This is a genomic window from Bacillus sp. LH1 (genome assembly GCF_057924895.1).
This window is the reverse complement of the sequence record NZ_CM175007.1, coordinates 417,268-431,597: the sequence shown is the minus strand read 5'-3', so window position 1 is coordinate 431,597 and position 14,330 is coordinate 417,268. Positions and strand designations below refer to the sequence as shown.

General features: G+C 34.5%; 9 protein-coding genes and 1 riboswitch. Of the genes, 2 read left to right on the top strand and 7 right to left on the bottom strand.

Annotated features, from left to right (window positions below):
• Positions 1-9 precede the first annotated feature (9 nt).
• The gene (gene thiM / locus ACX9TM_RS02245; protein WP_001056115.1) at positions 10-819 is read right to left on the bottom strand and encodes a hydroxyethylthiazole kinase; all 810 of its coding nucleotides are present in this window, start codon (positions 817-819) and stop codon (positions 10-12) included.
• Positions 820-891: 72 nt separating this feature from the next.
• Positions 892-1,004, bottom strand: a riboswitch (TPP riboswitch).
• 209 nt (positions 1,005-1,213) lie between these two features.
• Between thiM and topB the strand changes: the two genes are divergently transcribed.
• A complete protein-coding gene (gene topB, locus ACX9TM_RS02240; protein WP_065381868.1) occupies positions 1,214-3,403 on the top strand; it encodes a DNA topoisomerase III in 2,190 nt (729 codons plus the stop codon).
• Between the two features lie 40 nt (positions 3,404-3,443).
• On the opposite strand, the gene ACX9TM_RS02235 is transcribed toward topB, so the two are convergent.
• From ACX9TM_RS02235 to ACX9TM_RS02220, 4 genes are all read right to left on the bottom strand, one after another.
• The gene (locus ACX9TM_RS02235) at positions 3,444-6,305 is read right to left on the bottom strand and encodes a YhgE/Pip domain-containing protein (RefSeq protein WP_065381869.1); all 2,862 of its coding nucleotides are present in this window, start codon (positions 6,303-6,305) and stop codon (positions 3,444-3,446) included.
• Positions 6,306-6,610: 305 nt separating this feature from the next.
• Positions 6,611-7,402 carry an endonuclease/exonuclease/phosphatase family protein gene (locus ACX9TM_RS02230; RefSeq protein WP_065381870.1) on the bottom strand — a complete coding sequence of 264 codons (792 nt, stop codon included), beginning with the start codon at positions 7,400-7,402 and terminating at the stop codon, positions 6,611-6,613.
• A 4-nt stretch (positions 7,403-7,406) separates the two neighbouring features.
• Positions 7,407-9,044 carry a PTS transporter subunit IIBC gene (locus tag ACX9TM_RS02225; RefSeq protein WP_000705560.1) on the bottom strand — a complete coding sequence of 546 codons (1,638 nt, stop codon included), beginning with the start codon at positions 9,042-9,044 and terminating at the stop codon, positions 7,407-7,409.
• A gap of 205 nt (positions 9,045-9,249) precedes the next feature.
• Positions 9,250-10,914, bottom strand: a complete 1,665-nt coding sequence (locus ACX9TM_RS02220; protein WP_001044710.1) for a glycoside hydrolase family 13 protein — start codon at positions 10,912-10,914, stop codon at positions 9,250-9,252.
• A gap of 244 nt (positions 10,915-11,158) precedes the next feature.
• On the opposite strand from ACX9TM_RS02220, the gene ACX9TM_RS02215 reads away from it, so the two are divergent.
• Positions 11,159-12,493, top strand: coding sequence for an FAD-binding oxidoreductase (locus tag ACX9TM_RS02215; RefSeq protein ID WP_000814898.1), 1,335 nt, complete (start codon positions 11,159-11,161; stop codon positions 12,491-12,493).
• Between the two features lie 124 nt (positions 12,494-12,617).
• Here the strand turns inward: ACX9TM_RS02215 and ACX9TM_RS02210 are convergent, their stop codons facing one another.
• Complete coding sequence (locus tag ACX9TM_RS02210; protein WP_000619186.1) at positions 12,618-13,301, bottom strand: hypothetical protein; 684 nt, start codon at positions 13,299-13,301, stop codon at positions 12,618-12,620.
• 156 nt (positions 13,302-13,457) lie between these two features.
• Entirely contained in the window at positions 13,458-14,147 is a 690-nt protein-coding gene (locus tag ACX9TM_RS02205) for a Crp/Fnr family transcriptional regulator (RefSeq protein WP_001081905.1), read from the bottom strand.
• Between the last annotated feature and the right edge of the window lie 183 nt (positions 14,148-14,330).

The following is a 14,330-nucleotide window of genomic DNA, read 5'->3' as shown; positions in this document are numbered from 1 at the left end:
CACTCCCTCTTACTCTAACTCCTCAATCTTTCCATACTTCTCAATATCACTAGAAGTAGTATTCGCTAACTGATTTAAAAATTCAATTTGGAAACTACCAGGTCCCTTTTCCACAGTCTTAGCAGCTGCCAGTTCCGAAGCTACACCATAAAACGTTAATGCTGCTACTGCTGCTTTTACATAATCTTTTTCCACTGCTACAAATGCTCCTATTACAGAAGTTAGTAAACAACCTGTTCCCGTAACTTTCGTTAAAATAGGGTGACCATTTCGAATAACAATAGTTCTCTCTCCATCTGTAACAACATCTTCTTTTCCAGTAATGACCGCAACTGTATTTAGTTCATCTGCTGCCTGCCTTGCAATACTTACAACATTGCCATTTCCAGTACCAGCGTCTACCCCTTTAATTTCCCATCTCTCATTAATAACGTTCGCTATTTCAGCTGCATTTCCGCGAATACTCGCTAATTCAATTTCAGCCGGAATATGTCTCGCAACTTCTGTCCGATACGATGTTGCTCCTGCACCAACTGGATCAAACAGTACTGGTACATTGTTCACATTTGCTGATTTACCGGCAAGTAACATCGCTTCTACTTCTTCAGGACGAAGTGTTCCCATATTTAATACTAACGCTCCAGCAATGCTAGCCATTTCTGCCACTTCTTCTTTTGCATACGCCATTACAGGCGATGCCCCAAGTGCCAACAAACCGTTAGCAGTAAAATTTGTTACAACAACATTTGTAATATTATGAACAAGCGGATTAGATTCTCTCACCAAATCCACTACTTTACTAATTTCTTTCATATTCATCCTTTTCATCTCCTAACTATAATGATGGGAGATACACAAAAAGACACTTTGCGCGTACGCAAAGTGCCTGAATATGTGCTTTTACACTCTCCCTACGCTGGCATTATCCAACAGGTTCAAATGGTCAATGACGGACTAGTAGCCATACTCTCAGTTTGTATCCACAAACTCCCATGTGTTTCTTATTCATCTACTTCAAAGTCTACTCTTATTCTAGTAAAATAACAAGTTCTTTACTTTTCTATTTGATATAGAGGCAACTGATAAAGTGAAACTTTAATCAGTTGGGATTTTGTTAACTCCATTAAAAACAGCTGAAATATGGAGCGAAACTGAATCTCAAGAAGATGTATGCTATATTTAACTTATGGAAATTTGAAAGGATGTTTTTAATATGTCAAAAAGCGTTGTAATCGCTGAAAAACCTTCCGTTGCACGAGATATTGCTCGTGTACTGAAGTGTGATAAAAAAGGAAACGGCTATCTTGAGGGTAATAAATATATTGTAACTTGGGCTTTAGGTCATCTCGTTACATTAGCAGATCCAGAAAGTTATGATGTGAAATATAAAAAGTGGAATTTAGAAGATTTACCGATGCTACCTGAGCGTTTGAAATTAACGGTTATTAAACAAACTGGTAAACAATTTAATGCTGTAAAAAGTCAGCTACTTAGAAAAGATGTAAATGAAATTATTGTGGCAACAGACGCTGGACGTGAAGGGGAATTAGTCGCACGCTGGATTATCGATAAAGTTAAGCTAAATAAACCAATCAAACGTTTATGGATTTCTTCTGTAACCGATAAAGCAATTAAAGATGGTTTTGCAAATTTAAAACCAGGTAAAGCCTATGACAATTTATACGCTTCAGCAGTTGCGCGTTCAGAAGCTGACTGGTATATCGGTCTTAATGCAACTCGTGCTTTAACGACTCGCTTTAATGCCCAGTTAAATTGCGGCCGTGTACAAACCCCTACTGTTGCTATGATTGCTAGTCGTGAGGATGAAATAAAGAACTTCAAAGCACAAACTTACTACGGCATCGAAGCTCAAACAATGGAGAAGCTCAAACTTACTTGGCAAGATGCAAATGGCAATAGCCGTAGTTTTAATAAAGAAAAAATCGATGGTATTGTAAAACGTTTAGATAAACAAAATGCTACTGTTGTGGAAATTGATAAGAAACAGAAGAAGTCATTCTCTCCTGGTCTTTACGATTTAACTGAATTGCAACGTGATGCGAATAAAAAGTTCGGTTACTCTGCTAAAGAAACATTAAATATTATGCAAAAATTGTATGAACAGCATAAAGTACTAACGTACCCTCGTACAGATTCACGCTACATTTCATCTGATATCGTTGGAACACTTCCAGAACGTCTAAAAGCATGTGGTGTTGGAGAATACCGTCCCTTCGCACATAAAGTATTACAAAAGCCTATCAAACCTAACAAATCATTTGTTGATGATAGTAAAGTAAGCGATCATCATGCGATTATTCCAACAGAAGGATACGTTAACTTCTCAGCATTCACAGATAAAGAACGCAAAATTTATGATTTAGTTGTAAAACGTTTCTTAGCTGTGTTATTCCCGGCATTCGAATATGAGCAACTAACGTTACGCACAAAGGTTGGCAATGAAACGTTCATTGCGCGCGGAAAAACAATTCTACATGCCGGTTGGAAAGAAGTATATGAAAATCGCTTTGAAGATGATGATGTAACTGATGACGTAAAAGAGCAACTTCTACCTCACATTGAGAAAGGCGATACATTAGCTGTAAAGTTAATTATGCAAACATCAGGTCAAACAAAAGCACCTGCACGATTTAACGAAGCGACTTTACTTTCAGCAATGGAGAATCCTACAAAATATATGGATACGCAAAATAAACAACTTGCTGATACGTTAAAATCGACTGGTGGATTAGGTACTGTAGCGACACGTGCAGACATTATCGACAAGCTATTCAATTCATTCTTAATTGAAAAACGCGGTAAAGATATTCACATTACTTCAAAAGGTCGCCAGTTACTTGATTTAGTACCAGAAGAATTAAAATCTCCTACACTAACTGGTGAATGGGAACAAAAACTTGAGGCTATCGCAAAAGGTAAATTGAAAAAAGAAGTATTCATTTCTGAAATGAAGAACTATACGAAAGAAATCGTTTCTGAAATTAAATCAAGCGATAAAAAATATAAACATGACAACATTTCAACGAAGTCTTGTCCAGATTGCGGTAAACCAATGCTAGAAGTAAACGGCAAAAAGGGAAAAATGCTCGTATGCCAAGATCGTGAATGTGGTCATCGTAAAAATGTATCTCGTACAACAAACGCTCGCTGTCCGCAATGTAAGAAGAAACTAGAATTACGTGGTGAGGGTGCAGGACAAATCTTTGCATGTAAATGTGGCTATCGCGAGAAATTATCAACATTCCAAGAAAGACGTAAAAAAGAATCTGGAAACAAAGCTGATAAGCGCGACGTTCAAAAATATATGAAACAACAGAACAAAGAAGAAGAACCATTAAACAACCCGTTCGCAGAAGCATTAAAAAAATTAAAATTTGATTAAACAAAAAGGTTCCTACCTCTATCGGTAGGAACCTTTTATTTTAGTGAATGATTTTACTTCCTTTTGCATTCTCAACAAATTTTTCACTTGATTTGTTAATTGGTGTTTTCAGTAATAACGCAGCCACAATCATAACTACTACGAAAGCACTTAACACAAGTAAATCTCGCGTTACGATATCCCAAAGCATTCCGCCAACTGTTTCACGAATTGCGCTAATTGCGTATGTGAATGGTAAGAACGGATAAATCGCTTGGAAGAACGCTGGTGTCATTTGGATTGGGAATGTTCCGCCCGATCCTGCTACTTGTAGTACAAGTAAAATGATCGCCATCGATTTCCCAACGTTTCCGAAAATAGAAACGAGTGAGTATACGATACAAACGAAGACTCCACCAATAAATAAACTAAATAACACAAACCAGAACTTATCGACTACGTACGTACCGAGTAAGAATATATCTCCCATCGATACGATAAACGCTTGTGAAAGACCTATCGTTAAGAATGTTAATAAACGTCCGAAGTAAATTTCATGGCTCTTATAATTCGCGCCCTCTTCGTGTACTTCTACCGTTAATAATGAAACCATTAATAATGCGCCTACCCATAATGCAAGCACTGTATAGAATGGTGACATCGCTGAACCGTAATTCGGCATCGCAAATAATTTATTTTCTTTTAAATTTACTGGATTCGCAAAGTAATCGCTTTGCTTTTCAACATCATTTTTCAATAAACGTATGATGTCTTTTAAATCCTCTTCAGATTCAAAATCACGAATTTTATCTGCTAATTCTTTAATCTTTTTCTCAGTCTCCGGCATTTCAGCTTTAATGTCTGCTAATTTCTTTTTACCATCTACTAAACCTTTTGATGAATCTTCTAGTAATTTTTTAACATCTGGAAGCTTTTTGTCTGCATCATTTAAAATTTGAGTTGTATTTTTCGACATCTCTTTTGTACGAGCTATTGCTGTATTGAAATTAGGTACAATTTCTGAATCATACGTCGATAATACATCTGTTAATTGAGCTGATCCGCCCTTCGCAGCGTTGTTAATACTTTCAATTACATCTTTTGTAGGTTTCTGGCCATTGTTAAGAAGTGTAATCCCCTTATTCGTTGCATCTACACCTTTTTGCAGACTACTTTTCGCTTTGTTTAATTTTGCGATTCCATTATTAAGGTTTTTATCACTATTTACATCCGCTAAAACCTTATTTGTACTTTCTAGAACTGGAATCATATCATCAATTAAACCGATTCCAGATTGGAATTGACCATTTAAGCTATTTAAAGCTACTTTCGTTGAATCTAAACCGTTAATACCTCTATTTTGTACATCTTCTTTTGCTTTCTGTAAATCTGCTTTTGCACCCTCAATACCATTTTTTACTTTATCGTAATCTGCTTTTGCATTATCATATACTGCATTTGCATCAACTTTAGCTTGATCGACTGTGCTAACTGCTTTTTTATAATCTGCTACAAACGTTTCATTATAATCTTTTTCAGCTTGATCAATTAATCCATTTGCTGCATCTAATTTTTGATTCGCTACATCTGTTACATCTTTCTTTACTTCTTGTCCTTTGCCAATAACATTTACAATATCTTTAATACCGTTATTTGCATTTTCCATACCTTTTTTAACATTAGTTAAGTGATCCACTCGCCCTTTGAAAAAGCTTTGACCAAAATCAGTAGTCGCCGATTTTTGAAGTTCAGTAAAGAAATTAATAAGATATGAAATACCATCTGTACTAGTTTGTAATCGTTCTGATACCGCATTTAAATCTCTCTTTGCTTGTTCTGGATCAAACTGACCATTTTGCAATCCATTTAAAACACTTTTCCCATAAGCTGTTCCTGCACGTGATGAACTTAAAACATTATTTACTGTTTGATTAATATTTTGCGCTATACTCTTATAACCATCACTATTCAACTTAGAAAGATCTGGTCTCGCTGGGAATTCAGGTAATCCATTCATTCCAGACAAGTCAGGAATATTTAGTTCTACACCTGGATTCATTAAAAAGTCAGTAAATGCAGCTGCACTATCCATAACGCCTTTTGCTGCTACTAAATCATTTCTTATCGTTCCTGGAGCGTTTTTTAATGTTTGATCTTGTCTTGCAAAGAACTTATCTAAATTCGCCAATGCTTCCTGCCCATCATTTATTACACTCTCTACAACAGGTAAATCTTTTTGCGCCACTTTCACAACATCTTCTGCTCGAGTTGCATCATCTAACGCCTTATCCATAAGTGTATTCATTTCTGGGAACTGCGCTTCTAACTTAAATACAAGATCTTTTACTTTTTCGATACTTGGTAAGTTTGTTTCTAAATCGATTCCAAGGTCATTGAAAATTTTAAAAATCTCACCGTTTGCTGTTTTAACAAAGTTTTTACTAATTTCTTCCGTAATACCTGATGCACCTTTTGCTGTAATTTTCGGTGCAATCGCATTTACCTTTTCATTTACATAGTAATCCAGTTCTGGTTTCTGTGGATTTTCATCCAGAACAGTTGCAATTTTTTCAGAGAAGTCTTTTGGGATTGTAATGCTTGCATAGTAATCCCCGCGTTCAACTCCGTAAATTGCCTGCTTTTCGTCTACAAACTTCCAACCAAGATTTTTGTTTTTCTTCAGAGAATCTACAATCTCGTCCCCGATATTGATATCTTTCCCTCTTAAATTAGAGCCTGCATCTTGGTTAGAAACTGCAATGGGAACCTCTTTTGTATTTCCATATGGATCCCAAGAAGCTTTAATGTTAAACCATGCATATAACGATGGTAAAATCATTAATCCTAAAACAATAACAATTGCAGCCCAATGTTTGGCTACATTCCGTAAATCTGTCTTATAAATACGCCAAATCTGTTTCATAGAAGTTATCACCTAATTATATATTTTTCCTTCTTTAGAAAATGATACATACATTTTGCAATTATATCACTTTCTACATCGTGTATTAACCAAAAACGTACTATTTTTTCCCATTAACTTTCACTTACTTCATTATATAACGAAGTGAGTCAAAGTATGAATACAAAATGACCAAATCGGTTTTACATTCAATAATAACAAATATATATGAAATGTCATAAAAAATACAAGTATTTTCTCTTGGAAATACTTGTATTCCTAAAAAAAATCCTCACAGCTTTTATTCTCTGTGAGGATTTCTTCTATTATATATCCAATTGAACCTCTACACCGAAATGATCTGAAATTACATTTCTGTTTGTACCATTAAAAATAACTTTTGAAGAATGAACTTTTTTACTTTGGTTACACAATATTAGATCGATTCGCAAATTATGTTTATTTTCATCCCAACCAGCAATCTCACCTTGGACAGTCGTTCCTTCATCCTTCTCTATTGCTAATTCATATGTGTCATACAACCCTTTTTGCATCATATACTCATAACCTTCGCCTTTCAATCGAGCATTGTTATTAAAATCCCCCATTAAGAAGGCGAGCTTATTGCTATCTACACGCTCCATCAAACGATCGACTTGACCTTTGAATGACTCTTCTTCATCATTCCACCAACCGAGATGACAAGAGTAAAACGTTATATCCTTACCATTATAAGCAATTGTTGTACTTACAATTTTACGCGTTTTCCAATACGTTGTATCCTCGTTTTCTGAAATGAAGAACGTATCTTCTTTTATAATATTATGCTTCGTTATAATTGCTAATCCTTCTTCGTACACATCATAACCAATATGAGAGAAATCCCAAGTAATATTGTAATCTTTTACATGTAGCGCTTTTAACTCTTCTAATAGTAAAAGTCCAAAATTATCTTTTTTCTTGTTACCGCATACATTTTCAGCTTGTATGGACTGACTTACTTCTTGCAATGCGATGACATCGTACTCTTCTTCTTGAATTACTGTAGCAAGGTATTGTATCTTTTCTATTTGATTCTCTTCTTGCCAAGAATGACAGTTTAAAGTTAGCAATTTCATATTATTACGCACCTAACATATCTTGAATGTCTGACTTTAATACGTCAGCTTTCGGACCATATACCGCTTGTACACCTTTGTCTTTTACAATAAGCCCTAAAGCACCATTTTGTTTCCACTGTGCTTCTGGTGCAACAACATCTAAATCTTTTACTGTTACACGTAAACGTGTCATACAAGCATCTACGTCAGCAATATTTTCTTTTCCACCTAATAAATCGATAACTTTTGTTGCTAATGAACCGTCTTGTACATTTCCTGTTCCTTCTGATGCCTCATCTTCATTATCAATATAGTTACCTGCACGCCCTGGTGTTGGTAAATTGAATTTTTTAATTAAGAAATTAAATAGTGTAAAGTTAAGACCGAAGAACACTAATGAAACAATAACAAAGTTGATTAAGTCTCTTGTTAAACCTGCGTTAACCATCATTGGCGTACGAGTAATTAACTCAATAAATCCAAATGCATGAACACGTAAGTTAATTAAATCAGCTAGCGCGAATGCAAGTCCTGTTGTAATAGCATATACAACATATAATACTGGAGCAATAAACATGAACATGAATTCAATTGGTTCTGTTACACCTGTTAAGAATACTGCTAATGCTGCTGATAAAAACATTGGTTTATATTTTGCACGCTTTTCTTTATCAACGTTACGGAACATCGCAAATGCAATTCCCATTAAAGCTGCTGTTGAGCCGATAACTTGTCCAGCTTTGAAACGAGCTGGTACAACATTATTTAATAAATCGTTATATGCCTTCGTATCTCCATTTGCTAATAAATTATTTAAATCTGTAATCCATGCAAGCCATAATGGATCTTGTCCTGCTACAACTTGTCCAACTTTTGAACCAGTTAGCATCGTATATGTTCCGCCTAGCTCTGTATAGTTCATCGGAATCGTTAACATATGGTGTAAACCAAATGGTAATAATAAACGCTCTAACGTTCCATATACAAACGGTGCAACAACTGGTGCACTATCTTTTGAAGCTGCAATCCAGCGACCAAATTCATTTAACCCACTTTGGATGAATGGCCATAGAAGTGATAATACAATCGCAGTAACTGTAGACCAAAGAATTACAACGAATGGTACAAATCGTTTTCCATTAAAGAATGCTAATGCCTGTGGCAGTTTATTATAGTTATAATATTTGTTATATAAAGTAGCTCCTAAGAAACCTGTGATAATCCCTACGAACACTCCCATGTTTAATGCAGGTGCACCAAGTACAGAAGTAAAGTAATCTTTTACAATTAAATCTCCCGCTATTACTGAAGAAACTTTCGCTTTTGAATCCGCTAACATTTCAGCGTTTACCCCAAATATAGCTCCTGTAATTCGGTTTGTTAAGACGAATGCTAATAGCGCTGCAAATGCACCACCCGCGCGATCTTTCGCCCAAGATCCCCCAATTGCTACTGCGAATAAGATGTGTAGATTTGTAATGATTGCCCAACCGATGTCTTCCATTACGCGAGCGATTGTATGAACTGCGTTAACATCCCCAGCAGACATACCAATTAACTTACCGATGGAAATCATTAAACCAGCTGCTGGCATTACGGCTACAACAACTAATAACGCTTTCCCGAACTTTTGCCAAAAATCAAAAGACGTAATTTTCATCTGTTCTTCCTCCCCTTTATTTATAAAAACATAATGATTTAAATTATAATTTCTGTTCCCTTTATGAAAACGATTCCTTATGTTACTTTATTTTTATCTTTACGCAACCGTTTTCATAAATCTATTTTAATAAAAGCGTTTTCACTTTGCAATAGAAATTTATTTTTTTTCATAAAAAAAGATGCTCAAAGAGCATCCTTTTTTATTATGAAATGCGATAAACCCTTGTTTCATAAGGCTTTAAAGCAATTGTTGTTACTTCTTCATGTTCCGCAACTTCATAGTTATTTAAAAGCAAACGTTTGCGTTCTAGTGCAAATGAACCCTCATTATACACAGCTTCCTCTTTTGAGATATTACTAATTACAATGACTTTTTCATCCTGTAACGTACGTGTATATGCATAAATTTGTGGATCGTCTTCTAAAAGTAAATCATACGTACCATAGTTCAGTACATCGTGCTCTTTTTTCAGGGCAATCATTTTCTTATAGAAATTGAAAATAGACTTTTCTTCATTTTTTTGCTTTTCAACATTAATTTCTTTGTAATTTGGATTCATGCTAAACCAAGGTGTACTTGTTGTGAAACCAGCATTCATCTCATCATTCCACTGCATAGGTGTACGTGAATTATCGCGGCAAGAAGCCCATATAATCTCCATCATATCTTGATGTGGTACGCCCTCTGCAATTTTCTCGCGATATAAATTTTTAATTGCTACATCATCGTAATCTTCAATATTTGGTAACTGAACATTTGTCATACCAATTTCTTGGCCTTGATAAATAAAAGGTGTACCGTGCATAAAGAAATACATCGCCCCTAGAGCTGTTGCACTTTCACGCCAATATTGTTTATCATCTCCCCATGTTGAAACGATACGTGGTTTATCGTGATTCTCAATATATAAAGCGTTCCATCCTTTATTTTCTAATCCTTTTTGCCATTTCGTTAATACTTTTTTCAATCCTACAACATCAAGGTCTTTCTTCTTCTCTGCATCCCATAAACTTAAATGTTCAAATTGGAATACCATATTGAACTTACCTTGCTCTTCTCCAACCCAAAGCTCAGCATCTTCAATCTTAACACCATTTGCTTCACCAACAGTCATAATATCGTACTTAGAGAATGTATTTTCTTTTAGCTCTTCTAATAAAGGTTGAATACCTTTCACATTCATATGTTTATCAAAAGATGGCACATATTTTAACCCTTTTGGATTTGGCATATCCTTGAGGCCTTCTTCTTTTTTAATATGACTGATCGCATCAACGCGGAAACCATCAATACCTTTATCAAGCCACCAATTAACCGTATCGTATAGTACTTCGCGAACTTCTTTATTCTCCCAGTTTAAATCTGGTTGTTTACGTGAGAATAAATGTAAATAATATTGTTCTGTTTCTTCATCATATTCCCATGCCGAACCATTAAAAATACTTTCCCAGTTGTTTGGCTCCGCACCATCTTTACCATCATGCCAAATATACCAATCACGCTTCGGATTATCTTTAGATGAACGTGATTCAATAAACCATGGATGTTCATCACTCGTATGATTAATAACTAAATCAATAATAAGCTTCATATCACGCTTATGAACTTCATCTAGTAAAGCATCAAAGTCTGCCATTGTACCAAACTCATCCATAATATCTTGATAATCACTAATATCATAACCATTATCATCATTAGGCGACTTATACATTGGACAAATCCAAATTACATCTATACCTAAATCTTTTAAATAATCCAGTTTTGCAATAATACCTTGTAAATCTCCAATACCATCACCATTTGAATCCATAAAGCTTCGTGGATAAATTTGATAAGCAACCGCTTCTTTCCACCATGTCTTATTCATAGTCATTCTCTCCTTTTGCATCCCATCGGAAATTTTATGCAAACGTTTTCGTAACACTATCATAACAAAATATGAACAGTTTGCAACTGTTTTCATTGAACTCTATGTAGATTCTTTATTCTTATGCTTTATTTATTTCTCACAAAGGTAAATCTCATTCTTCACCTCTCCTTGTCCACGCATATTACAGACATTTTTCATATATTAATAAAAAACTCTGATTATTTTAGAAAGGAGTAATAAATTGAAGCAAACAAAATTAACAGGTCGTATCGTTGTTCCCACAGATCCTGACTACGACGTAGCCCGAATGAATTTAAATTTAAGTATTCCAAAACTCCCTTGTATTATTGTTTTTTGTCAAAATAACAAGGATGTCTGTAACGCCTTAAAATGGGCACGTGAACGTCATATACCATTTCGGTTAAGAAGTGGACGTCATAGCTATGAAAATTTTTCTCTTTTAAATAGAGGACTTATTATTGATGTGAGTGAAATGCATCGCATTACTGTTAATACAGAGAAATTAACAGCAACAATTGAGGCTGGTGCAAATCTTGGCACTGTTTATAAAGAACTTTGGAATTACGGTGTTACAATTCCTGCTGGTACAAGTGCAAGCGTTGGAGTTGTTGGATTAGCACTTGGCGGTGGTATTGGTATGCTTTCGCGCTTATTTGGATTAACATGTGATCAATTAATGGAAGTGGAAATGGTACAAGCGTGTGGAAAATTTGGTGCAAAACTCATTCGTGCAAATGAACAAGAAAACTCTAACCTTTTTTGGGCATGCCGTGGTGGCGGTGGTGGAAACTTCGGAATTGTCACTTCCTTAACTTTTCGAGTCCACCCGATAAAAAATGTATCAATTTTCTCAATTACATGGGAATGGGAAGACTTTATTGCTGCATTTCAAGCGTGGCAAAACTGGGCACCTTATATAGATGAACGTCTCACTTCATCGATCGAATTATTCGCCAAGCAACGAAATAAAATTGAAGCACAAGGCGAGTTTGTCGGTTCTCCCTCTGAACTCCATTCCCTATTATCCCCTCTTCTTGAAACTGGTAGCCCCTCTCTCTTTATAGAAGAAGTTCCTTATATAAAGGCTGTTGAATTTTTTAATGGAGGTAACATCCCTGAAAATTTTAAGCGCTCTGGTTCCTATGTCTATAAACCTATTCCCCTTAAAGGCATTCAAATCATGCAATCCTTTCTTTCTCATGCACCAAATAAAGATGCTAGTATTTGGCATCAATCGCTCATAGGTGCTGTTGAAAATATTTCGCCGAATGAAACGGCTTATTTTCATCGTAAAGCAATTATCGCTCAAGAATACATTACCTCTTGGAAATGCGATGATGAAGAAAATCGAAATATACGCTGGGTTAAAGGTTTACGAGAAAGCTTAGATCCTTATACACTAGGTGACTATGTGAACTGGCCCGATATCGACATTAAAAATTGGCAAACTAGTTATTATGGCTCTAACTTTCACAGATTACGTAAAGTAAAAACTATGTATGATCCTTGTGATGTTTTTCATTTCCAACAAAGTATTCCTCCTTTTCATACGTGAAAAAAGGGGATAACATAAAAAAATCATCCAATATACCGTTACCTCGCAGTATGTTGGATGATTCAAGTTGATTTTCTATATCGTTTCAAATTCTTGCTCCTACTCATAAACTTTTACTTACAGATTAATTGTATTTCGTATCATTTTCATGCAATGAATGTAATTTAATATTTGGTACTTTATCTTTTTCAATACCTCTATTATAAGAAACAGGAACTTGAAATTCAAATTGCTTTGTCTCATGTTTTTGTAAATAGACTGGTTTCGGTACTGGATAGCTTTTTGAATTCTCGTTTGCATTATCATATAAAACAACTTTTAATGCTTGTGAATGATTACGATAATTTTTTAAAGTAACAATGCACTTCGGTTGGATATTCTCTCCATTTTTCTCCATTCTACACTGGCTATCTTCTTTTTTATATTCTATTGCTTCTACCCCTGTTTTTCCTGCATAATACCATGTTTTATTCAATGTCTGGAGGATTGTATTTAAAATAAACGGCATCATTACAATCAAAATACTAGTACCTACTACTTTTATTTTATTCATTTTTCTAAATGTACTAGACTCCTTTTTTCCTAGCCATTTTAAAAATAATATAAATGCAATTACATGTAGTATGAAAGAAACAATCAATATATTTGAGACTTTATAATCCATATAAACATACGTATGTATCGGAATCTTATAGACATTGAATAGTTTTTCCCCAATTAATTCATTATCATTTGGAATTTTTAATAATAACAAAACCCCTATACTGTAACAAATAGCTACTAATCGATCATACTCAATACGAATCATTCTTTCTCCCCTTCACTTTGTATTTTATTATCGATTTTAGCTATTATTACCATACTATACAATCTTTTTATAGAGGATAACGTAAAAAAGTTCCTTATAAATATATAAAGAACCTTATTAATATACAATATGAATTAAAAAATCAATATACAATTTTCACATAGAGATTTCTTCAAAATATGTTGGATCATGTATTGTAATTTTTTTATCTAAAATTGTAACAATGCTATCATTTTTTAATTGTTTTAATACGCTGCTAACTGTCTCTCGAGATGTTCCAGATATTTTGGATATTTCAATTGTTGTAAGTGGACATGAAATTACAATCTTTTCTCCACTCTGTTCTCCTAAATCCTGCATTAAATAATTTAACGTTTGGATAACACGATCTTGTGCATTAGGAATTGTAATATTTTGCACTCGATTTTCGTTCAATTTTAATATAGATGATAATTGCTGAACAACGTACATCAATTGTGTTCTGCTGGACTTTACCATATCTTCAAAGATTACCGTTGGAATATAATATACCTCCACATCCGTCATTGCTTCTGCTGTATAGTTATATCCTCTGTCTGTAAACATACCACCATAAGGAAAAATAGAATACCGCTTTACATAGTCATCGTATAATAAGTTCCCATTTTGATTAACCCGCTCTAACTTTACAAAACCATCTAACATGAAGTAAATTCTTTCCCTTGAATCCCCTTCTAAAAATAAAAATTGACCTTTTTTATAAGTTCGCCAATAAACAAACTCTGTTAAGCCTTTCAATTTTTTTTCTGTTAAATGAGCAAATAATTCGAACTGCTTTAAGTCTTTCACTACGTTCCGTCTATTCATAAAATTCCCTCTCTCTTGCTGTATGTTGGAGCGAAAAATCAAGAAAGCGTATTCAATTTGAATTTTATCATAATTAACTTGTATATTCAGATTTCATCATGAAAACTTTATGAACAATGAGTACAAAAAATATTAATAAATAAAAAGAATGAAGTTATTAACCTCATTCTTTTTTTACTACTA

Excerpts from the sequence above, each read along its gene's own strand:
- ACX9TM_RS02225 (WP_000705560.1), bottom strand. The coding sequence starts at position 9,044 with ATGAAAATTACGTCTTTTGATTTTTGGCAAAAGTTCGGGAAAGCGTTA.
- ACX9TM_RS02235 (WP_065381869.1), bottom strand. The coding sequence starts at position 6,305 with ATGAAACAGATTTGGCGTATTTATAAGACAGATTTACGGAATGTAGCC.
- ACX9TM_RS02210 (WP_000619186.1), bottom strand. The coding sequence starts at position 13,301 with ATGATTCGTATTGAGTATGATCGATTAGTAGCTATTTGTTACAGTATA.
- ACX9TM_RS02205 (WP_001081905.1), bottom strand. The coding sequence starts at position 14,147 with ATGAATAGACGGAACGTAGTGAAAGACTTAAAGCAGTTCGAATTATTT.
- topB (WP_065381868.1), top strand. The coding sequence starts at position 1,214 with ATGTCAAAAAGCGTTGTAATCGCTGAAAAACCTTCCGTTGCACGAGAT.
- ACX9TM_RS02230 (WP_065381870.1), bottom strand. The coding sequence starts at position 7,402 with ATGAAATTGCTAACTTTAAACTGTCATTCTTGGCAAGAAGAGAATCAA.
- ACX9TM_RS02220 (WP_001044710.1), bottom strand. The coding sequence starts at position 10,914 with ATGAATAAGACATGGTGGAAAGAAGCGGTTGCTTATCAAATTTATCCA.
- thiM (WP_001056115.1), bottom strand. The coding sequence starts at position 819 with ATGAATATGAAAGAAATTAGTAAAGTAGTGGATTTGGTGAGAGAATCT.